The sequence below is a fragment of the Mesorhizobium sp. M0923 genome (genome assembly GCF_040319365.1).
Lineage (GTDB): Bacteria > Pseudomonadota > Alphaproteobacteria > Rhizobiales > Rhizobiaceae > Mesorhizobium.
In genome coordinates this window covers 1-18936 of the sequence record NZ_JAMYNW010000020.1, presented here as the reverse complement: position 1 = coordinate 18936, position 18936 = coordinate 1, and the positions used below count along the sequence as shown (strand labels likewise).

Here is an 18936-nt window from a genome sequence, read left to right as displayed (position 1 = left end):
CCGCAACGCTGCGCGCCAACTTGGATTTGCGTCGCATATGTCTATACAAATGGGAATGCATGTGTACAATCGCTACCAACAATCAAAAAAGGGGAACTGAAATGATCACTCTCGACCGCCGCAATTTTCTGGCCTCCACCGCTGGCCTTGCCTTCGTTGCCGCCTTTCCGCGCAGCGCCTTTTCCGAAACCAACGACACGCTGAAGATTGCCATCGCCGCGGAGACCGGTGATCTCGAGCTGCTGCAGAATGTTTCAACGCTGAGCACCTACACCATCGTCTTCGATGCGCTGATCCACTACGGCCAGAACGGCGCGCTTGAGCCGGGACTTGCTACCAAATGGACCATTGCCGACGATCAGCTTTCGATCGCCTTCGATCTGCGTGAAGGCGTGACCTTCAGCGACGGCACATCGTTCGATTCCACCGCAGCCGAATGGAACCTCAAGCGATGGATGGGGGTGAGCGACTTCTCCTGGATTGGCGTCTCCGATGCGTACGACAGCATCGTCACCGATGGGCCGAACAAACTGACGGTCAAGCTGAAGCGGCCGGTGCCGGCCGCATTGCTTGAACTCACCATCGTCCGCCCAGTTCGTTTCCTGTCGCCCAAGGCAGTCGACAAGGATGGCAAGCAGACCGCGCCGATCGGAACCGGTCCGTGGATCGTCGAAAAATATGATTCGAGCGGCACCAGCCTCGTTCGCAACGACAAATACTGGGGCGAAAAGCCGCTCTTCAGCCGCATGGAATTGAAGGTGGTTCCAGATGAACTCGCCCGCGCCAATGGCCTTCGTTCAGGCGACCTCGATGTCATCGGCGGCGACTGGGTGGCGACGCTGTCGCCGCGCCGCGCTCGCGCGCTGGAAAGCGACGGCATGAAGGTTGTTGCCGAGCCGGGCACCGCGACGATGCTGCTCGGCTATTCGCCGAAGTCGAAGATCATCGCCGACAAGGCCGTTCGCGATGCCGTCTACGCATCGGTCGACCGGGCGGCGATCGCCAAGGTCCTGTTCGAGGGCTTTGCCGACCCGGCCGCCGATCTGTTCCCAGCGAATGTGCCCTCGTCGGGCAAGCGGCATGACGTGCCGGTGCGTGATGTGGCGGCGGCCAAGAAGATCCTCGCCGATGGCGGCTGGGTCGACAGCGGCGGTGCCTGGACCAAGGCTGGCTCTCCTCTGACCATCGACTTTCTGGTTTCCGAAGAGTCCCTACCGGGATCGCGGCGCATCGCCGAAATGATTCAAGGCCAGTTGTCCGAGGTCGGTTTCCAGGTCCAGGTGTCTTCTGTCGACAACGCCACCATGCATGAACGACGCCCCGCCTTCGACTATGATCTCGCTTTCTTCACCACCTATGGCGCTCCCTATGACCCTCACGGGACCCTTGGCAATGCTTTCGTCTCGACGGCGGACAGCGGGCCTGACGGCAAGATCTATGTCTCGGACGCGCTCGACGGCGTGGTCAAGGCTGCGCTCGAGGCGAGCGGCGCCGAACGCGACCTGAAGATGCAGGCCCTCTACGACTGGCTCTACGACAACACCGCCATCTGTCCGCTCGTCGTCAGCCAGCGGCTGTGGGCCCACAATCCGCGCGCGGAGAATTTCTCGCTTCCGGCGACCGACTATGACCTGCCGTTCAAGGCGATAACGCTGAAGGCCTGAAGACTTCGAGCCCAAGCGAGGCCTGACGATGAAAAGCACGATCCTGCGACGGATGCTGCTTGCCTGCCTTTTGATCCTGGCGGCATCCGCGCTGACATTCGCCCTGGTTGCGGCGGCTCCGGGCAATGTTGCGGCGCTCATTGCCGAGCGTGCGGCAGGTCCCGGCGCTGACGCGCAAATGATCGCCAAGATCGGCAACGAGCTCGGTCTCTACGACCCGTTGCCGATCCGCTACGGACGCTGGCTTTCCGGCGCGTTGGCCGGCGATTTCGGCATCTCACTGCGAACGGGAAAGCCGATCTCGTCGGAGTTTGCCGCCCGCATCCCGATGACGGCGGCTCTGCTTGCCGGCGGCGGCATTCTCGCCTTCATTCTCTCGATCACGCTCGGCATTGCCGGCGCCGTCAGCAATGGCGGCTTCATGGACAGGTTCCTCCATGCATTTTCGCTGATCGGCGCGTCGACCCCGAACTTCTTCGTGGCGGCGCTGCTGGTCATCGTGTTTTCGGTGATGCTCGGCTGGGTACCCACCTTCGGGACCAGCGGCTTCACCTCATGGCTTCTGCCGTGGGTGACGATCGCGCTGTTCCCGGCCTCCGTTCTCAGCCGCGTCGTTCGGGTCAACCTCCAGGAAGCGATGTCGCGGCCGTTTGCGACAACCGGCTTCGCCAAGGGCTATACCAGAACGCAGGTGCTGCTGCGCGAGGCGCTGCCCAACATCGCCATTCCGTTCCTGACGACATTCGGCGCGCAATTCACGCTGATGATCATCGGGTCGATCGTCGTCGAGACGGTATTTGCATTGCGCGGCGTCGGTGCCTTTTTCATCGAGGCGATCCGCTTCCGCGACTTCATCGGCATGCAGTCGGTGCTGCTGCTGTTTGTCGTCTTCTTCGTCATGGTCAATTTCATCGTCGACATGATTTGCATCGTCGCGGATCCGCGAATGCGCCGGGCGCGGGGAGCATGAGGCGATGAACATTTCCGCTATCAGGGACATCAAGGACTGGCCGTGGCCGGTGCTGCTCCCCGTAATCGGCTTTGTGCTGATCGGCATCTTCGCTCCTGCTATCATGCCTTACAATCCAAGTGGGCAGGACTATTCGGCGACACTGGAGGGCATGAGCTGGAACCACTGGCTCGGCACCGACTATCTCGGCCGAGACGTCTTCAGCCGCATCGTCGGTGGCGCCCGCATTTCCCTGGTGGCGATGGTGATCGTGCTTGTCGCCGCGCTGGCGATCGGGGTCACGATCGGCTCCTTCGCCGGCTATGTCGGCGGTCGCGTCGAGCTTGTCCTGATCAGCATCATCGACATTGCGCTGGCACTTCCGAGCCTGGTGATCGCGCTGGCGCTGATCGGCATTCTGGGCACGGGCTATTGGTCGATGATCACGGCGCTCACCCTGGCGTGGTGGGCGAACTATGCCCGCATGAGCCGCGCCGTCGTCACCGCCGAGCTGCAACAGCCCTATATCGAGGCGGCGAGAGTCATGGGCGCCGGTCATCTGTGGATATTTGTCCGCCATATCCTGCCGCATGTGCTCGCTCTCGTCGTCGTCTACGCAAGCGCCGACGCCGGCGCCCTTGTGCTGGCCATCGCGACGCTCAGCTTTCTCGGACTTGGCGTCGCACCGCCGACACCGGAATGGGGCCAGATGCTCGTCGACGGCATGAGCTACATCGAGGAGGTGCCGCGCCTCGTCGTGCTGCCCGGCCTGGCACTGACGCTTGTCGTGGTCAGCTTCAATCTTCTGGGCGAAGCCTTCGCGCTGCAAAAGGTGCCACGGCCGGTTCGCGGCAGAACTCTGCGTAAAAGAAAGCTGGCGCGCGCCCGTGAAGAGACGGAACGCAACGCCGTCGAAACCGGGACGACTTCAGCATGAGTGACAATCAGCCGCTCTATGCGATCGAAAATTTGGTCATCGATCTCTACGCCACGACCGTCTCGGTGCGGGCGGTGGACGGGGTGTCGTTCAATGTCCGTCCCGGAGAAACGGTCGCGGTCGTCGGCGAAAGCGGTTCGGGAAAGACCGTCATGACGCTCGGTCCGCTCGGCCTGCTGCCCGAGGGCGTGACCGTGGACATGAAAGGGTCAGCGCGAGCCGACGGAAGCGAACTGCTCAGCATCGGTTCCCGGCAATTGTCGGACCTGCGCGGGCGCTATTTCGGCGTGATTTTCCAGGACCCGATGAGCGCGTTGAACCCGATGCTGAAGATCGGCCCGCAGCTGGCACGCCAAGCGCGCCGTTTCGCTGGCCTGTCGCATGAGGCAGCGCGCAAGGAAGCGGTCTCGCTTCTGGCGCGCTCCGGCATCCCGGACCCCGAGGATCGCTATAACCGCTATCCACACGAAATGTCGGGCGGCATGCTGCAACGCGCGATGATCGCGCTGGCGCTGGCGGCCCGGCCGCGCGTGCTGATCGCAGACGAGCCGACCACGGCGCTGGACGCCACGGTCCAGGCGCAAATCCTGGAGCTCATCCGTCAGATCCAGCGCGAGGATGGCATCGCGGTCGTGCTGATCACGCACGATATCGGCGTGGTCGCTTCCGTCGCCGATCGCGTCATCGTGCTTTACGCCGGCCAGGTGGCGGAGGAGGGGACGGCGATGGATGTGCTGACCCGGCCAGTCCATCCCTATACGCGCGGGCTGCTCGCATCGGTGCCGGATTTTCGCGCCGACGAACGCGCGGCGACCCGCGAGATACCTGGCCTGCCGCCAAACCAGATCAGGCTGGAACCGGGTTGCCGGTTTGCCGAGCGCTGCGAACTGGTCGAAGCCGGTTGCCGGCAGCACCGGCCGCCGCTGCAGACGATATCCGCGTCGACGAGCCCGCACCGTGTGGCTTGCCCGGTCGTGCTGAAACGAGAGGGGATCGCCGTCCATGTCTGATGCCGCGGCGATCGAGGTCAGGGGATTGAAGGTGCATTTCGCCAACCGTTCGGGTGCCGGCGCGGTGCGGGCGGTCGATGGCATAGACCTGACGGTCGCGCGTGGCGCGTTCCACGGCATCGTCGGCGAGTCCGGCTGCGGCAAGACCACGCTGGCCCGTACCATCGTCGGTTTGCAGAAGGAGAGCGAAGGCACCGTGCTGATTGGAGGAAGGAATCGCGCCGAATGGCTGAAATCGGACAGGAAGTCGTTCAGCCGCGAAGTCCAGTTCGTCTTCCAGGACCCGTTGGGGTCGATGAGCCGCCGCCAGTCCGTCTACCAGACACTGGAGGAGCCGCTGCAGATCCATCGCTTCGGTTCATCAGTCGAGCGCCGGCGCCGCATCGCCGAGCTTCTGGATCTGGTTGCGCTGCCTGAGACGGTGCTCGACCGTTTGCCAAGGTCGCTCTCGGGTGGCCAGCGGCAGCGCGTTTCGATTGCGCGCGCGCTTGCGCTGAAGCCGTCCATACTGGTCTGCGACGAACCGCTCAGCGCGCTCGACGTTTCGATCCGGGCGCAGATCGTTAACCTGTTCACGTCGCTGCAGAAGCAGCTTGGTCTGACCATTGTCATTGTCGCGCATGATCTGGCGATCGTGCGCGAGGTCTGCTCGGACGTGACGGTGATGTATCTCGGCCGCATCTCGGAAGCTGGCGTGACCCGGCCATTATTTCGCGAGCCGGCCCATCCCTACAGCCAAGCGCTGCTGTCGGCTGTTCCTTCTCCCGATCCTCGCATCGAAGCCGGGCGCCGCCGGATCATTCTCGCCGGCGATCCGCCAAGTCCCAGCGCGCCGCCTCCGGGGTGCCGGTTCAACACGCGCTGTCCGGTGGCGATCGATGTCTGCCGGGTCGAGGAACCGATGCTGCGATCGGTGCCGCATGGCGGCGTTGCAGCCTGTCATCTGGCCGATAGCGGCCGCCGCCCGGTTATCTGAAAAGATGGCGTTTCTGCCCCCAACGCGTTTCGCGAGGCTGACCGTCATTGCCGGTGTCCTGCGCGAGCTTTTTTTGCTGGTCACTGCCGCCAAGGTTGGCCGTTATCTTGTTCTTGCCGCCGTGACGCTGAGCGTCATCTGACCTCGCGAAGCTTCTCCAACCTGAGCGGGTTAGGCCCGACTGGTTCGAAGGAGCCAGCCCAAGAGCCACGTCTGATACAGGCGGTCGGGAAGCCTAGCCTTTCTTGACGGCGACCTTGTCAAGGGGCCGCGCGCAGTCCTTTCGCCAGCTGCTGCGCGTCGCGGGACCGGCCAACCAAGCTACGGCGCAGCGCTCCAGCCAACAGCGACATTGTTAAGACATTCCCGTGGCCGCGCGCCAGGCCTGCATAACGAAGCTGTGCTGGTTCCAGATCATCAGCGCTCCACTCACAGCCATGAGCGCGACCACAAGGCCGCGGAATTGTCGTCCACTCAGGCGTTCGAGCCAGCGCTTGGCCAGCAGATTGGCAAGCGCAGCGCCCAAACCCGCGGCTGCGCCGTACATGGCCGCCTGACCACCGAGCGCGCCGAGTCCGGTGAATACCGCGATCTTGACGACATCGGTCACAAACGAGTTCACCGATTTCGTGGCGACCAACGTCTCCTTCTCCGAACCGTAGTTCAGATAGAGCGAATTCAAGACGGGTCCCACCGTGCCCATCAGCGCCGACAACAGCGCGACGATCAGGCCGGCCGGGAGGAACCACCAGCGGCGGGCTCGGTAGCTCCGCTCGCGCGCCCCGCCGCGAAATTCCCAGACTGCACTGATCAGATAGATCCCTATGAGTATCTGGAGCCATTCCGCCCGACTGTTGGCGAAGAGCCAGGAGCCCGCAGCGGCACCGGCGATGGCGCCGGGCAGGTACCAACGGACGAGGCTCCAATCGATGTCGCGCCGGAAGGCCAGGGCGCGGATGGGATTGCCGATGAGCTCGGTCAAGGTGATGACCGGCGCAACCGCCGCGCTCCCTGTGATGAAAGTCACGGCGGGGATCAGCAATAGACCTCCGCCTCCGGCCGAGAGGGTGTTCAGCGTCCAGGTGAGGAACCCCGCCAACGCCAGGAGGCCTAGTCTAATCCAGTCCATCGGATCAGAACGAAGCGGGCCTCCGATCGTTCCGAACGCATCGGTTCGCAAAAACCCGGCCCGCCTTTTGAGTCTCGTGTGCGGTGGAAAGGCGATCTCCGGCGGAATGCTGGTGGCAGAAAGACGCCCTGCCAGAGAACAATTCCCGAGGCGGCGGGAAGAAGGCCGGCGATCGCTCCGAGCCGGCCGAACTCCGCCGTTGGACGGGCCACCAATCTAGCTCTTCTTGACGGCGACCTTGTCGAGGGCTGCGCGCAGGCCTTTCGCCAGCTTCTGCACATCGTCGTTCGCCCAGAAATGCATGAAGAAGAGCCGCGGCTGCTCATCGAGCATGTGGCTATGCAGTGCGGTGATCTCGATGCCGTTGTCCTGCATGGCTTTGATAACCAGATTGACCTCCTTTGCGGTCAGCACAAAATCTCCCGTGATCGCCGCCTTGCCGCCACCTGTCGATTGGAAGTTGATCGCTATTGCCGAGCCCATGGCCGCCGGCACTTCCATTCCATTTTCCTCGACCGGCTTAGCGCGCGGGATCGTGAACTGGTAGATCGCGCCATTGGCTTTGCCCTTATAACCGATGGTTTGGTCGACACCGGCTGCGTCGAAGTCGATCTGCGGAGCGGCTTGCGGCTGGGCGCCGCCTCCCATCGGTGTTTTGCTCAGCGCCAATCCGGCATGAAGCGCTGTGGCGAGCGTAACCGGGTCGCCCTGGCCGAACACGTGCATGTAGAGCGTCATCGGCTCCGCGCGCAGCAGGTGGTTGTGCACCGCGGTGATCTCGATCCCGCCTTCTTCCAACTTCTTCATGACCGGGTTCACCTCGTCCTGCGTCAGAACGATGTCGCCCATGACCATAGTCTGATTTCCCATGGGTTCGAACGCGACCCAGCCTCCGAGCGCAAAGCCGGGTTTCAGGGCCACGCCGTCGAGCGACACCTTCAGGTCCGTTCGTGGCAAGCCCACTCGATAGACGCCATCAGGCGTCTCTGCTCCGGATTTGCCGAGCGCCTTTGCGATTGTTTGCCAATCGGGTGCCGCCGATGCCGGTTGGAGCAGCGCCGACATCGCGATCAGCATTGCTCCGGTCACGAGTTTTGCATGCATGGGGTTTCTCCTTGTGATCTGCCCCCATTGCCCAATTCGTCATGCGGCTGCTGGCTTCGTGGCGGGAGGCCAGCTGTGCGTTTCCGCTTTGCGGCCCGAAGCCCACGCGTAGAGCGCGTCATAGATGACGAAGCCGTGGTTCAGCACCTCATGGTCGTCGGGCGTCAGGTCCCGCAGACCCATGGAGATCGCCAGCAACCCGGCCGATTGCGGCGTCAGGTCATGCCGGTCGGTGTCGGCACCGCGCACGATCGCGGCAATGGTCACGATCGCCGGGTGCGCTCGAGGCCGTATTTCGAGACGAAGGTGTCGACACTGCAGCCGTCGCCGACATGCGTGAATTCGACGCCGGGCACGTCATACGGCGTAGCGCCCGTCTCCTGTGCAACCCGGATCACCTGATCGGGTGGCACGAACAGGAATTCGGACTCCTTGTCGATGAAGCGGGCGATCAGCCAGGGGCAGGCAATGCGGTCGATGACCGGACGTTCGCGGGTAACCCATTTCACGGCCTTGTCTCCCTTGATTTGGCAACAAGCCCAGGCGGCCCACTGCCATAAGGAGGTCAACGCTACGCCCGAATGTGAAATGATACAAGTGTTGCATTTATTTGTGCACGTGATACGGTTCACTTATGAGTGAGGGGGAAACGACGGAACAGCGCTGGCTGCTCCTTATCCATCGGCTGCCGAGCAAGCCGGCCTATTTCCGGGTGAAGATCTGGCGGCGGCTGCAAGGCATCGGCGCGGTCGCGGTGAAAAGCACCGTCTATGCACTGCCGGCCAATGCCGAGACGCAGGAGGATTTCGAGTGGCTCCTGAAGGAGATCGTCGCGGGTGGTGGCGAGGCGATGGTGTGCGAGGCGCGTCTCGTCGACGGGCTGTCGGATGCCCAGGTCCAGGCGCTGTTCGATGCGGCGCGTGATGCCGACTATGCGGAGATCGCCAAAGAAGCGCGTGGTCTCGCCGCCGAGATCGGCGCGAACGCTGCGCCGGAGAAACGTGTGGAGACGCGGCCGCAGCTCAACCGAATGCGCAAGCGGGTCGCCGAAGTGGACACGATCGATTTTTTCGGCGCTACCGGTCGCCTCGCGGTTGAGGGGTTGCTCGCCGAGCTCGAAACGCATGTCGTGGAGGACCAGCCCATGACCGAGGAGTCGAAGGCGGCTGAGCCGATCACGGACCTCAAGGGCCGGATCTGGGTGACACGCCGTGACGTGCATATCGACCGGATTGCCTGCAGCTGGCTGATCCGCCGCTTCATTGATCCAGACGCCGTCATCCGCTTCGTCCCGGGCAAGAGCTATGCGGCGAAGCCGAGAGAGCTGCGCTTTGATATGTTTGACGGTGAGGTCACCCATGAGGGCGACCGCTGCAGCTTCGAGGTGCTGCTCACCCGGGCCGGGCTTGACGACCCGGCGCTGCAGGCCATCGCCGAGATCGTCCATGATATCGACCTCAAGGACGGCAAGTTCGGGCGCGACGAGACGACGGGCATTGCCAGCCTAATCGCGGGCATCGCCATGACGAATAAGGGCGACGAGCAGCGGATCGCGCAGGGCGGCCCGGTCTTCGACAATCTCTACCAGTATTTCCGCCAGAAGCGCGGGTGAGGGGAACCAATGACCAGCGTCCATGCCGTCCATCCGAATGCGCTGGGGGATGAACCTTCGCATTGCATCCCCTTCCGCGAAGCAGTGCGGGTCTGGGCGCGAGTCGCTGCGTTGAGTTTTGGTGGCCCGGCCGGCCAGATCGCGGTAATGCATCGCATCCTCGTTGAGGAGAAGCGCTGGATCGGCGAGACGCGGTTCCTGCATGCGCTGAACTACTGCATGCTGCTGCCAGGACCGGAGGCCCAGCAGCTCGCCGTCTACATCGGGTGGCTCCTGCATAAAACCCGAGGCGGGCTCGTGGCCGGCACGCTGTTCGTACTGCCGGGCGTCATCGCCATCATGGCGCTGAGCTGGATCTATGCGATTTTAGGCAATGTCGGCGCGGTGCAGGCGCTTTTCTTCGGCCTGAAGGCCGCTGTCCTCGCCATCGTGCTCGAGGCGGTTATCCGGGTCGGCAAGCGAGCGCTCAAGAACAAGGTCATGACAGGCCTCGCCGCCGCCGCCTTTATCGGGCTCTTCCTGTTCCATCTCCCGTTCCCGCTCATTGTCCTGACGGCCGGAGTGATCGGGTACGTCGGCGGGCGGGCCGGGCTGGCAGCGTTCATGGCGGGCAACGGCCATGGCAAGGTCGGCGGCAAGCAGGTCGCCGACGCGGAATCGGCGCTCGGCGAAGGCATTCCTGCCCATGCTCGCCCGCCGGTCAGCTGGTCGTTGAAGATCGGAGGTGTGTTTCTGGTGCTATGGCTGGCACCTGTCCTCGGCCTTTTCGTGCTGTTCGGGTCCGGCAATGTCTTCGCCGATATCGCGGTCTTTTTCTCGAAGATGGCGGTCGTGACCTTCGGAGGCGCCTACGCCGTCCTCGCTTACGTGGCGCAGCAGGCTGTCGATACATATGGCTGGCTGAAGCCAGGCGAGATGCTGGACGGCCTCGGCATGGCGGAGACGACGCCTGGCCCCTTGATCATGGTGACGCAGTTCGTCGGGTTCATGGGCGCGTATCGAGCGCCGGGATCGCTTAATCCGCTGCTCGCTGGAACGTTGGGCGGCCTGCTCACCACCTGGGTCACCTTCACACCTTGCTTCCTCTGGATATTTGTCGGTGCGCCGTTCGTGGAAACGTTGCGCAGCAACAAGGCCTTGTCCGCCGCGCTGGCGACCATAACGGCAGCCGTGGTGGGCGTGATCCTGAACCTGGCGGTGTGGTTCGCGCTTCACGTTCTGTTTGGAGCACTGCGCGAGGTCAAAGGGTTCGGCATGACGGTCGATGTGCCCGCATTCAGCTCCGTCAACGTCCCGTCCCTCGTCCTGACATTGGGTGCGCTGCTAGCGGTGTTTCGCTTCAAGATCGGCATGCTCCCGGTGCTCGTCGGCTGTTCGATCCTCGGGCTGCTCTACGGGATGGCAACGGGAGCGATCTAACCCGTGCAGCCAGCGCCGCTTACCAGTGGTGAGGAGGCATTGTTGACGTTACAGTGGCTCGCGCACGGTTTGCGCAAAGCTATTTCGAAGCGGCGCTTCAGGCTCCTTCCTGCCGGTGCTGAGCCGACTGCTGCGAACCTGCTGATATCAAGGGGACTGCGGGCGTTCGGTGACGGTCTGGTCAGCATCCTGCTTCCCGCCTATCTGGCCACGCTCGGCTTCGACGCCTTCGAGATCGGAACCCTGTCGACGGCGACGCTCGCGGGCTCAGCCGTCCTCACCCTGGCTGTTGGGATCGTCGCGCACCGCTTCTCCCGTCGAGCGCTGCTGACCGCAGCGGCTGTCCTGATGATAGCAACGGGGGTGGTCTTCGCTGTCGTTCACGACTTCTGGCCGCTGCTTCTCATCGCGTTCGTCGGCACGCTGAACCCATCTTCAGGGGACGTCAGCGTGTTTCTACCGCTCGAACATGCGCAGCTTGCGCAGAGCGTCACCGACCGCGACCGCACGGCGCTCTTTGCGCGCTACAGCCTCATCGGCTCTCTCGCCGGCGCCGTCGGAGCGCTGGCCGCAGGAGCGCCCGACTTTCTCCGCGACGCCATCGGCCTGGAAATGAAGCAGGCCCTCCAGGCAGCTTTTCTATTTTATGCCTCACTTGGGTTGGCGGCGGTGCTCCTCTATCGGCGGCTGCCGAGTGACGCGCCTGATGCAGGCAAAGTGTCGGCACAGCCATTGCGCAGGTCTCGCTCCATCGTTCTGTCACTCGCAGCGCTCTTCAGCCTCGACGCTTTCGCAGGCGGCTTCATCGTCCAATCGTTGTTGGCCCTCTGGCTCTTTCAACGGTTCGGCCTGTCGCTGGCCGCGACCGGCGCAATCTTCTTCTGGACGGGTGTCCTTTCGGCTGCGTCCTATTTGGTCGCTGTGCGAATTTCCCAGCAGATCGGACTCATAAACACGATGGTGTTTACGCACCTTCCGTCGAGCCTCTGTCTGGTGCTCATCCCGTTCATGCCGAGCGTCGCTCCGGCTATCGCTCTTCTGCTGATTAGAAGCGCGCTGTCGCAGATGGACGTGCCGACCCGCACATCGTACGTCATGGCCGTGGTGACGCCCGAAGAGCGGGCTGCCGCGGCGAGCATCACCGCCGTCCCCCGCAGCCTCGCGGCGGCCGCCAGTCCGGTCCTCGCAGGGGCTCTCCTTGCCGTCTCCAGCTTTGGCTGGCCCCTGATCATCGCCGGTGGGCTGAAAATTATCTACGACCTTCTGCTGCTCGCGACATTTCGCAGTGTTCGCCCTCCAGAGGAGCACGGGGGCGGGAGGAATGACATGTCAGTCGGCCATGATCGAACTGGCAACGACGCGCGGGTTTCCTGGTGGCGTTGAAGGCAGGACCACCAGCCGGACAAATTGCTTACGTCCGCCGGCAACGAGGATGTAGAGACGCGAGAACTCCTCCGTATCGCGATCTTCGGCAATCTTCTCGGCATCCGTACGGGTGAAGAAACTCTTCCGAAATGCCTCTTGATCGATATCGGGAAATGCCAGCGTACACGTCTGCACCGGTTTGCCGCTCATCGTTGCCTTGGTGGTGCCGATGATGGTTCCTGCTGGCAATCCTTCCTCCGCTTCGGCCACCAGCCATGCCTCCAATGAGGTTGGATTAGCGATTGGCGCGAGTTCGGCGAAGCCTGCTTCGGCAATAAGTGTCCACCTGCGTTCGTGCGCGGTCTCTATCATGCGCTCGAAATTGGGACCCTCGGCCAGACAGGTACGGTGAAATTGTTCGACAGCCTGATCCGCATCACTGGCGGCCTGCGCCGGTGACATCGTCAGACCCAAGATGGTCCCTGCCCACGTTAGAAATCGGAACATGTCTATCTCGCGTAGCTGATTGTGGACGAACCACTTATCCTGAACGGGCTACGACACTCGTTGTTCCGGACTGTCGGCGCCTGCATGGCCGGTATCTTGATGGAGGCGCGAAGCGCCTGCGCAGTTGATGCAATGTTCAGGCATCTGGCAACTGATGGAACCATGCCGCACTGGGTTTCGATGACGGACCCTGCTACAGACCCACTCACACCGCCGGGCGGGACCATTTGATCTCGTGCTGAGTTCCTGGAGACATCTCCCGGCGCTCGCCGAGGAACCTGCATGTCGTGCTCGCCGGCAACCAGCCCCGGTGGTTTTTCGGGCACTTGGCCTATGTCCCAGTCCACTGTGGAAACTTGTTAAAATCCCTTACGGCAAAGGTTTTCGAGGTCCGCTTTTGCCATTCCCTCGAAGCCCAGCGCGGGAAGAATATCATTATCTCCCTTAAGATCGCGACCGTAAGCCGCCGAGAATATGGCAATTCCAGATTCATGGAGAATCGCTGAATTTCCGCTGATCTTCCCCAACAAAACGGTCGGCAGCAGCCCGAACGGAACGTCCTCGAGGATATAGCGGCTTTCGATGGTTGACGGGCCGAAGCCGCCGCGGCCTTGGCGATCCATCTCCTGGTTCATTTCCGAAACGGTGGCCATGGGGACGTGAAACGACAATGAAAAATGCTCTTCAACTGTGCGCACGGCAATTCCAAAACGGGCGGCGATCGCCAATCGTTCCGCGTCCAGAGCCTCGATAAAGCGGCCGACAGCCGGGGTGACGTTTCCGGCCTGGCTCCACTGTTCTCCCTTCTCCATGCGTGTGAGATTAAGAAGAGCGATCCCAAGATGGTTCTGCGGATTGAGGTTGCTGAGCGCGATAGCAAGCATGCCGTCGCGCTTGACGAAACGATCGCCGAACAAGCTCGTGCAAAGCTCGAACCCTTGGTCCTGAGCACTGAAAGGCAGCGTCGCGACATCCAGTTTCTGGCGAACGGTTGCAACATCGATTTCGGCTGGCCCGCGCTGTTGCCCAGTCACGAGCGTGGTACCCCAGACGACGATCGGCAGGCTAACCTTCCGGTCCGCAAGCTGCTTGGAGAGATACAGTGCCCCAAAGGAACTGTGCGAGCTGATGATAACCGGCGTTCCGTCGCTTAGATAAGGAGTGGCAGCGTCCATCACCATCTTGTGGCCGTAAGCCGGCAACGCGATTATGACGACGTCGGCATCGGCAATGGCGTCTTCGCAATCCTTGGCGATGCGCACCTTAGTCGTTGCCTTGATAGCTCCGGTAGCCTTCAGCAATCCACCGGCGGCCAGCGCCTTGGTGCGTTCTCCGGAAGGCGACCAAAGCATAGGGTCATGTCCCGCTTCGGCCAGATAGGCGGCAAGGCCGTAAGCAATCGCTCCGGCGCCAAGAATGCTTACGCGCATAAATTCCCTCCTGTTGCATTGCAGCCTCCATTTCTCACTAGGAGGTTCCACAAATCGGAGCCGCATCTGCCATCGTCGGCTTCTGGCGATGGGATTCCGGCCTGAGCCCGCGATTGCAACATGCCGCAGCGAATATTCGTTTCCCGCTTGACATATATCAAAAATGAATGAGACGATCTTATTCATACATAATACGCATGTAGGCGTAAATGGAAACACGAGATCTCCAGGCCTTTCTTGCCGTTGCCGCCAGTGGCAGCATCACCAAGGCTGCCGAGATGCTCGGGTGTTCCCAGCCTGCAGTGACACGCACCATTCAGGATCTCGAGGCAGAGCTCGGCTTCGAATTGCTGCACCGTGTCGGTCGGCGGGTGCAGTTGTCTGAAGAAGGTGCCGCCTTCGAGGAGGAAGCGCGGCGTTTGCTGATGTCCTTCACCGAGCTTGCCGCGCGGGCCAAGATGATTGCCGCCGGCAGACGGCGGATCCTGCAGATTGTTACCACTTCCGCGATCGGTACTGGCTTGATCCCGACGGCCATGGCCGAGCTCAAAGGTGTCGAACTTCCGCACGAGACGCATCTCGGGCAGTTTCTCCCCTCGATCGTCGCCCAGGAGGTGCGGAGCGGACGTGCCGAGATCGGGTTTTCAAGCCTGCCGCTCGATACGCCTGGTCTGGATGTCCTGCGGCTTTATTCAGCGCCTGATGTTGCTGCCGTGCGGGAGGACGATCCGCTGGCTGAACTTGACGTCATACCGCTTTCCGCTTTTGCCGGTCGCCGCGTCGCCACACTGCTCAACCCCCTACGTTTCCAGTTGCATGTCTCAAAGGCCTTGGCGGCCAGGGGCATCGACACAGGGCCAGTGATCCGGACGAATACTGCATATGGCGCGTTACAGATCGTGCGTCAGACTGGTGCGGCGGCCGTCATCGATCCCCTCACCGCTTATGGCGTCGCCCTGCCCGATGTCGTCATCCGCCCGATCGACGCAACCGTTCTTTTTTATTGGGGCGTTATGGCTGCCGAAAAACGCCCCCTTCGTCCAGTCGCGCAGGCGTTGATGGATGCGGTCGAGGCGGTGGCTGAACGGTCGATCGTCGGCTTCAAAAAACTGGATCCGACCCTCGCTGGCCAATTGGTGAACGATCCTGCATCCGGCACAAATCACGGAACAGGAATATGAAGCATACCCCCGCCGCGCCAACGCCGACAGGTCTTGCTGCGCTCGAAGCACAGCTCGCGCAGGATCTCGACTTTCTCGAACTGCCCGCCAAGCCATGGGTTCCCGCGCGTTCGCACGATGGCGTGCCGGTCCGTGACGTCGTGGTGATCGGCGCCGGCATGTGCGGACTTGCTGCCACGGCAAAGCTGGTGCTGACCGGGATAACCAATGTCGTGGCCTATGATGCGGCTCCGGCCGGGCTCGAAGGACCATGGGTCACCTTTGCCCGCATGCAAACGCTCCGGTCGCCGAAAACACTGCACGGTCCATCGCTCGGCCTGCCGCAATTGACGTTCCGCGCCTGGTTCACGGCGCAATGGGGCGTTGAGGCTTGGCGGTCGCTGGACAAAATCCCCAAGGGCCAGTGGATGGACTACCTTGTCTGGTACCGCAAGGTTCTTGGCCTGCCGGTGCGCAACAGCGTGCGCATGACCGGACTGGCACCCCTTGGAGATCTGATTGCGATCGATATCGAAGGCGCGGAAACCGGCCGGGTTCTCACCCGTCGCCTCGTTCTGGCCACCGGTCGGTCCGGGTTGGGCGGTTTTGCCGTGCCCGATTTCCTCAGCGGCGTCGATCGCGCCTATTGGGCCCATTCTGCCGACGACATCGATTTCGACGCGCTGAAAGGCAAGCGTGTCGCGGTTATTGGCGCTGGTGCCTCGTCCATGGACAATGCCGCAACGGCACTCGAGGCGGGAGCCGGCTCTGTTGACATGTTGATCCGGCGCAAGGAAATGCCGCGCATCAACAAGCTGACCGGCATTGGCAGCCCGGGTGTTGTACTCGGCATGCATCACTTGCCCGATGCCTGGAAGTGGAAATTCTTCGATTATACCGCCTCGACCCAGACACCGCCGCCGCGTTCCTCGACACTCCGCGTGTCTCGCCACTCGAATGCTCGGTTCCTTCTCGACTGCGTCATAGTTGCGGTGAGGGAAGAGGCAGGGACCCTGCTGGTGGAAACCACGCAGGGGCCGATACGCTACGACTTCCTGATCGCGGCAACCGGCTTTTCAAATGACTTCAGCGGCCGCCCGGAATTTGCGGCGATCGCCCCACATATCCGCACCTGGTCGGATGGCCGATATAGGCCGGATATGGGGCCGGCTCGTGCAGGCATGTCGGACGCGCCGGATCTCGGTCCGGCCTTCGAGTTTCGCGAACGCGTCCCCGGCTCCTGCCCGATGCTGGCGCATATCCATTGCTTCAACGACGCCGCGATGCTGACCCATGGCAAGGTCTCCGGCGACATCCCGGCCGTCAGCGCCGGGGCCGACCGTCTCGTCCGCGGCATTGCCGCATCGCTGTTTGCCGAAGATGTCGAAACCCACTTCGCCAATCTGATCGCTTACGACACGCCCGAACTTCTGGGCGACGAATGGGTCGATTCAACACCCTTGCTGCAGAAGGAGGCCGCGTGGTGATCGACGCGATGGACAAGGCCGCCGGTCTTTCGCCGGACGATGCACTTTTCGCTGCGCGGCGGTTTCGGCCGGAATTCGTGCAAGGGGCCGAGGAATGTCGCATCTCCGGGCCGTGGCCCAGGGCGAAACGGCTCTGGAAGAACCATTGGCGACTATCGCCCGGCACGCCGACCTGGTCACGTTGACGCCAAAAAAGGCGGAGGCGAGCGACATCGCCCTGCTCGCCCAGGCTGGATTGAACAATCCTCAGATCGTCGCGCTCTCCGAACTGATTGCCTTCGTCAACTTCCAGACGCGGGTAGCGACCGGCTTGCGATTGATGAGGTCGGCATGATTTCCTCGGTGCGCCTGAAGCCGCTGAACTGGCAGCCATACATCGCGCCGGTCGAGTTGTCCGGGGCCACGCCGGAACAGCACGATGCGATGAAGGTTACGCCCTCCGCCAAGAAAGTTTCGGAATATGTGCGAACCCTTGCGCATGATCCCGAGAGCTATCTTGCCCGCACCGTCTTGTTCAACGCGATCATGTATGTCGAAGGCGGGCTTGCCCGTCCCGACCGCGAACTTGGCGCATTGGGTGCCTCGATCGTCAATGGCTGCAAATTCTGCGCCGTTGTTCACGCCCGCCGCCATGCAGAGCTGACCAAGAGCGATGATGTGGTCACCGCGCTTTATCTCGACAAACCCGAGGCGCTCGGGCCGCGCGATGCGGCAATCTACAGCTTTGCCCGCCGTGTGTCGGCGGCGCCGTCGGAAGCAACGGTAGACGACATCGCCTCGCTGCGTGCCGTCGGCATGAATGATGCCGAGATCATCGACCTTGTCCACGCCATAGCGATCTTCGGCTGGGCAAACAGGCTGATGCACGTTCTCGGCCACGCGGAGAGCGGATGATGACGCCGCATACGGTCAAAGCAGTCCGTCCCCCACTCTGAAGGACCAACCAGAAATGCTTGAACTCAAAGATGTAAAGCTGTCTTACGGAAGCACGCAGGTCCTGAACGGCGTCAATCTCTCGGTAAAGCGGGGTGACGTGGTGTCGATCATCGGCCCCAGCGGCACCGGCAAGACCACGCTGCTGAAATGCATCAACTACCTGGCCAAGCCGTCGTCAGGAACCATCGCGTTCGACCAGATTCGGATGGACTACCAGCGCGCCGACAAGACCGCTGTCCAGGCGATCCGGCTTCGCACAGCGATGGTCTTTCAGCAGTTCAATGTCTTCAAGAACATGACCGTCCTCCAGAACGTGATGGATCCGCTGGTCGTCGTGCAGCGCAAGTCAACGGACGAGGCGCGTGAAATCGCGCTGCGAGAGCTTGACCGGGTCGGTCTCTCAGCGAAGCGGGACAGCTATCCGTCCCAGCTGTCGGGCGGCCAGCTCCAGCGCACCGGCATCGCGCGTGCGCTGGCGGTTCGTCCCAACGTGATGCTCTTCGATGAGCCTACGTCATCGCTGGATCCTGAACTCGTCGGTGAAGTTCTGAAGGTGATCAAGGATGTCACGTCGTCAGGGATCACTTCGCTGCTTGTGACCCACGAGATGCAATTCGCAAAGAACATCTCGAACCGGATCGTCTTCATGGATCGTGGCGTGGTTGCCGCCGATGGCAGTCCAGCTGAGATCTTCGATGCACCATCCAGCCCACGACTTGCTCAATTCCTGCAGTCAGAACTCGCTTTTCAATAGCTCAACAAGAAGGGAACCTAAGAAATGTCTGCAATCACATCCAGTTTTTCCCGTCGCGCTGCCCTGGCTGTTGCCGGCGGCATCGCAATTGCTCTTGCAACCGCGGGGATCAGCAATGGTCAGACCGTTCGCACGATCAAGATCGCGACGTCTGCCGAATCCAAGCCGCTGGCATGGGGCGCGATCGGCGTAGAGCCGCAAGGCTATGAACCCGATCTTCTGAGAGCGATCAACGCAAAGCTGCCGCAGTATAAGTTCGAAATGGAAGGTGTTTCGGATATCGCGCAGGAAACCGGCCTCGCCACGGGCAAGTACGACATCGCCGTCGGTGGCTACTACAAATCCCCTGAGCGCGCCAAGCAGTTCTTCATTCCGGAAAACCCCATGGGCGCCAGCCTGATGAAGATCTACAGCAAAAAAGGCAGCGGCATCAAGGAAATGAAGGACCTGGTCGGCAAGAGGATCGTTCCGACCACGGCCGGCGGCGGCACCTACAA

20 protein-coding genes and 1 pseudogene are annotated in these 18936 nt (G+C 62.0%); 15 read left to right on the top strand and 6 right to left on the bottom strand.

Translation table 11 applies throughout. The annotated features are described in order from the left end of the window. Positions 1 to 101 precede the first annotated feature (101 nt). From NKH89_RS27125 to NKH89_RS27100, 6 genes and pseudogenes are all read left to right on the top strand, one after another. Positions 102 to 1664: an ABC transporter substrate-binding protein gene (locus NKH89_RS27125; protein ID WP_352515808.1), complete on the top strand. Its 1563-nt coding sequence runs from the start codon at positions 102 to 104 to the stop codon at positions 1662 to 1664. 28 nt (positions 1665 to 1692) lie between these two features. Further along, positions 1693 to 2634 (top strand): ABC transporter permease, encoded by a 942-nt coding sequence (locus tag NKH89_RS27120; RefSeq protein ID WP_352452032.1) that lies wholly within the window; start codon positions 1693 to 1695, stop codon positions 2632 to 2634. Between the two features lie 4 nt (positions 2635 to 2638). Then, positions 2639 to 3550, top strand: coding sequence for an ABC transporter permease (locus tag NKH89_RS27115; protein WP_352515807.1), 912 nt, complete (start codon positions 2639 to 2641; stop codon positions 3548 to 3550). Beyond that, entirely contained in the window at positions 3547 to 4560 is a 1014-nt protein-coding gene (locus NKH89_RS27110; RefSeq protein WP_352491418.1) for an ABC transporter ATP-binding protein, read from the top strand. The genes NKH89_RS27115 and NKH89_RS27110 overlap by 4 nt, the downstream gene beginning before the upstream one ends. Further along, the gene (locus NKH89_RS27105) at positions 4553 to 5536 is read left to right on the top strand and encodes an oligopeptide/dipeptide ABC transporter ATP-binding protein (protein WP_023722129.1); all 984 of its coding nucleotides are present in this window, start codon (positions 4553 to 4555) and stop codon (positions 5534 to 5536) included. The genes NKH89_RS27110 and NKH89_RS27105 overlap by 8 nt, the downstream gene beginning before the upstream one ends. Positions 5537 to 5573: 37 nt before the next feature. After that, positions 5574 to 5678, top strand: a pseudogene (locus tag NKH89_RS27100) (YqaA family protein); the annotation flags it as partial. Between the two features lie 213 nt (positions 5679 to 5891). On the opposite strand, the gene NKH89_RS27095 reads toward NKH89_RS27100, so the two are convergent. The 4 genes from NKH89_RS27095 to NKH89_RS27080 form a co-directional block, all read right to left on the bottom strand. Next, on the bottom strand, positions 5892 to 6665 hold the full coding sequence (locus tag NKH89_RS27095) for a sulfite exporter TauE/SafE family protein (RefSeq protein ID WP_352452036.1): 774 nt from the start codon (positions 6663 to 6665) through the stop codon (positions 5892 to 5894). A 216-nt stretch (positions 6666 to 6881) separates the two neighbouring features. Next, positions 6882 to 7769 (bottom strand): DUF1259 domain-containing protein, encoded by an 888-nt coding sequence (locus NKH89_RS27090; protein WP_023722132.1) that lies wholly within the window; start codon positions 7767 to 7769, stop codon positions 6882 to 6884. A gap of 39 nt (positions 7770 to 7808) precedes the next feature. Continuing rightward, on the bottom strand, positions 7809 to 8036 hold the full coding sequence (locus NKH89_RS27085; protein WP_023722133.1) for a chromate resistance protein ChrB domain-containing protein: 228 nt from the start codon (positions 8034 to 8036) through the stop codon (positions 7809 to 7811). Beyond that, positions 8033 to 8278, bottom strand: coding sequence for a chromate resistance protein ChrB domain-containing protein (locus NKH89_RS27080; RefSeq protein WP_023722134.1), 246 nt, complete (start codon positions 8276 to 8278; stop codon positions 8033 to 8035). The genes NKH89_RS27085 and NKH89_RS27080 overlap by 4 nt, the downstream gene beginning before the upstream one ends. 125 nt (positions 8279 to 8403) lie before the next feature. Between NKH89_RS27080 and NKH89_RS27075 the strand changes: the two genes are divergently transcribed. The 3 genes from NKH89_RS27075 to NKH89_RS27065 all read left to right on the top strand — a co-directional run bounded on the left by NKH89_RS27075 (position 8404) and on the right by NKH89_RS27065 (position 12183). Beyond that, a complete protein-coding gene (locus NKH89_RS27075) occupies positions 8404 to 9381 on the top strand; it encodes a chromate resistance protein ChrB domain-containing protein (protein WP_023722135.1) in 978 nt (325 codons plus the stop codon). A 9-nt stretch (positions 9382 to 9390) separates the two neighbouring features. Further along, positions 9391 to 10800, top strand: a complete 1410-nt coding sequence (gene chrA, locus NKH89_RS27070) for a chromate efflux transporter (protein WP_352466319.1) — start codon at positions 9391 to 9393, stop codon at positions 10798 to 10800. Between the two features lie 81 nt (positions 10801 to 10881). After that, positions 10882 to 12183, top strand: a complete 1302-nt coding sequence (locus tag NKH89_RS27065; RefSeq protein ID WP_502896190.1) for an MFS transporter — start codon at positions 10882 to 10884, stop codon at positions 12181 to 12183. Here NKH89_RS27065 and NKH89_RS27060 read toward each other — a convergent pair. Beyond that, positions 12130 to 12639: a hypothetical protein gene (locus tag NKH89_RS27060; RefSeq protein WP_352491420.1), complete on the bottom strand. Its 510-nt coding sequence runs from the start codon at positions 12637 to 12639 to the stop codon at positions 12130 to 12132. The two genes, NKH89_RS27065 and NKH89_RS27060, sit on opposite strands and share 54 nt — an antisense overlap. Positions 12640 to 13031: 392 nt before the next feature. Beyond that, positions 13032 to 14102: an NAD/NADP octopine/nopaline dehydrogenase family protein gene (locus NKH89_RS27055; RefSeq protein WP_352466321.1), complete on the bottom strand. Its 1071-nt coding sequence runs from the start codon at positions 14100 to 14102 to the stop codon at positions 13032 to 13034. 209 nt (positions 14103 to 14311) lie between these two features. Here NKH89_RS27055 and NKH89_RS27050 point away from each other — a divergent pair, with 209 nt between their 5' ends. From NKH89_RS27050 to NKH89_RS27025, 6 genes are all read left to right on the top strand, one after another. Beyond that, positions 14312 to 15283 carry a LysR family transcriptional regulator gene (locus NKH89_RS27050; protein ID WP_352466322.1) on the top strand — a complete coding sequence of 324 codons (972 nt, stop codon included), beginning with the start codon at positions 14312 to 14314 and terminating at the stop codon, positions 15281 to 15283. Then, a complete protein-coding gene (locus NKH89_RS27045; protein WP_352466323.1) occupies positions 15280 to 16749 on the top strand; it encodes an NAD(P)-binding domain-containing protein in 1470 nt (489 codons plus the stop codon). Before NKH89_RS27050 ends, NKH89_RS27045 begins: the two co-directional genes overlap by 4 nt. 94 nt (positions 16750 to 16843) lie before the next feature. Continuing rightward, positions 16844 to 17083 (top strand): hypothetical protein, encoded by a 240-nt coding sequence (locus tag NKH89_RS27040; protein WP_352491421.1) that lies wholly within the window; start codon positions 16844 to 16846, stop codon positions 17081 to 17083. Continuing rightward, positions 17080 to 17643 carry a peroxidase-related enzyme gene (locus NKH89_RS27035; protein WP_352910690.1) on the top strand — a complete coding sequence of 188 codons (564 nt, stop codon included), beginning with the start codon at positions 17080 to 17082 and terminating at the stop codon, positions 17641 to 17643. The genes NKH89_RS27040 and NKH89_RS27035 overlap by 4 nt, the downstream gene beginning before the upstream one ends. Positions 17644 to 17698: 55 nt before the next feature. Further along, positions 17699 to 18439, top strand: a complete 741-nt coding sequence (locus tag NKH89_RS27030) for an amino acid ABC transporter ATP-binding protein (protein ID WP_031212966.1) — start codon at positions 17699 to 17701, stop codon at positions 18437 to 18439. Positions 18440 to 18463: 24 nt separating this feature from the next. Further along, a partial coding sequence (locus NKH89_RS27025; RefSeq protein WP_352910688.1) for a transporter substrate-binding domain-containing protein occupies positions 18464 to 18936 on the top strand: 473 nt, incomplete at its 3' end.

Coding starts and splice junctions, on each gene's coding strand:
- NKH89_RS27125 (WP_352515808.1), top strand. CDS start 102: ATGATCACTCTCGACCGCCGCAATTTTCTGGCCTCCACCGCTGGCCTT.
- NKH89_RS27120 (WP_352452032.1), top strand. CDS start 1,693: ATGAAAAGCACGATCCTGCGACGGATGCTGCTTGCCTGCCTTTTGATC.
- NKH89_RS27115 (WP_352515807.1), top strand. CDS start 2,639: ATGAACATTTCCGCTATCAGGGACATCAAGGACTGGCCGTGGCCGGTG.
- NKH89_RS27110 (WP_352491418.1), top strand. CDS start 3,547: ATGAGTGACAATCAGCCGCTCTATGCGATCGAAAATTTGGTCATCGAT.
- NKH89_RS27105 (WP_023722129.1), top strand. CDS start 4,553: ATGTCTGATGCCGCGGCGATCGAGGTCAGGGGATTGAAGGTGCATTTC.
- NKH89_RS27095 (WP_352452036.1), bottom strand. CDS start 6,665: ATGGACTGGATTAGACTAGGCCTCCTGGCGTTGGCGGGGTTCCTCACC.
- NKH89_RS27090 (WP_023722132.1), bottom strand. CDS start 7,769: ATGCATGCAAAACTCGTGACCGGAGCAATGCTGATCGCGATGTCGGCG.
- NKH89_RS27075 (WP_023722135.1), top strand. CDS start 8,404: ATGAGTGAGGGGGAAACGACGGAACAGCGCTGGCTGCTCCTTATCCAT.
- chrA (WP_352466319.1), top strand. CDS start 9,391: ATGACCAGCGTCCATGCCGTCCATCCGAATGCGCTGGGGGATGAACCT.
- NKH89_RS27055 (WP_352466321.1), bottom strand. CDS start 14,102: ATGCGCGTAAGCATTCTTGGCGCCGGAGCGATTGCTTACGGCCTTGCC.
- NKH89_RS27050 (WP_352466322.1), top strand. CDS start 14,312: ATGGAAACACGAGATCTCCAGGCCTTTCTTGCCGTTGCCGCCAGTGGC.
- NKH89_RS27045 (WP_352466323.1), top strand. CDS start 15,280: ATGAAGCATACCCCCGCCGCGCCAACGCCGACAGGTCTTGCTGCGCTC.
- NKH89_RS27040 (WP_352491421.1), top strand. CDS start 16,844: ATGTCGCATCTCCGGGCCGTGGCCCAGGGCGAAACGGCTCTGGAAGAA.
- NKH89_RS27035 (WP_352910690.1), top strand. CDS start 17,080: ATGATTTCCTCGGTGCGCCTGAAGCCGCTGAACTGGCAGCCATACATC.
- NKH89_RS27030 (WP_031212966.1), top strand. CDS start 17,699: ATGCTTGAACTCAAAGATGTAAAGCTGTCTTACGGAAGCACGCAGGTC.